Consider the following 1003-nt stretch of genomic DNA (forward strand, 5'->3'; position numbering starts at 1 on the left):
GCGCCCTTCAGCACCTCCAGGGCGCGCGACACCGAGTCCGGCGAGGGCAGCTGCGCCGGGGCGGCGTCGACCACCTTGACCAGCGAGCGCGCGCCCTCGGCGGCGTCCATCACCTGCGAGAACAGCTTGGCCGGCAGGTCGAGGTAGACGCCGCCCGGACGGCCCGACACCGCGGCGCGGATCGCGCGGGCCACGGCGATGCCGATGTCCTGGGCGTGCAGCACGCGGAAGGCCGCCTTGCACAGCGGCTTGGCGATGGCCAGCTGGTCCATCTCCTCGTAGTCGCCCTGCTGCAGGTCGACGATCTCACGCTCCGACGAGCCGGAGATCAGGATCATCGGGAAGCAGTTGGTGGTGGCGTTGGCCAGCGCGGTCAGGCCGTTGAGGAAGCCCGGCGCCGAGACGGTCATGCACACGCCCGGCTTCTTGGTCAGGAAGCCGGCGATCGCCGCGGCGTTGCCGGCGTTCTGCTCGTGGCGGAAGGAGATGACCCGCAGCCCCTCGCCCTGGGCCATGCGCAGCAGGTCGGAAATCGGGATGCCCGGCACGACGTAGAGGTTCTCGATGCCGTTGAGCTTGAGGGCATCGATGACGAGCTGGAAACCATCCGTCAGCGCCGGTTCCGCATCGGTGGCGGCCGTGGCTTGGTTGTTGAGGACTGTGACGGCTGACATAAGGGTTACTCCTCCCCGACTCTTATTCGGTTCACGATCGGTCAATCGAGAAAATCGCAGTGCTGTTCGACATGGCGGGCCAGCCCCAGCGTGTGCTCGCGCACCCGCCGCTCGGCCAGGTCGGCGTCGCGCCGGGTCAGGGCGTCGATGATGTCGCGGTGCTCGACGATGGACGTCTCGGCCCGGCCGCCGCGGCGCATGGTGACGCGGCGGATGGCCCGCATGTGGATGAAGAAGCGGTCGGTCAGGTCGGCGATGAGCGTGCAGCCCGAGGCCTGGATGATCGACTGGTGGAAGGCGACGTTGGCGTCGGAATACTCCAGCACGTG

2 protein-coding genes are annotated in these 1003 nt (G+C 68.5%); both read right to left on the minus strand.

Translation table 11 applies throughout. The features are described 5' to 3' along the window. Nucleotides 1-674 (minus strand): thiamine pyrophosphate-binding protein (locus FBZ83_RS31250; RefSeq protein WP_247888558.1); only part of this gene is annotated, 674 nt, incomplete at its 3' end. 41 nt (nt 675-715) lie between these two features. Next, nucleotides 716-1003 (minus strand): FCD domain-containing protein (locus FBZ83_RS31255; RefSeq protein WP_145691178.1); only part of this gene is annotated, 288 nt, incomplete at its 5' end.

The sequence above is a fragment of the Azospirillum brasilense genome, assembly GCF_007827815.1.
Lineage (GTDB): Bacteria > Pseudomonadota > Alphaproteobacteria > Azospirillales > Azospirillaceae > Azospirillum > Azospirillum brasilense_C.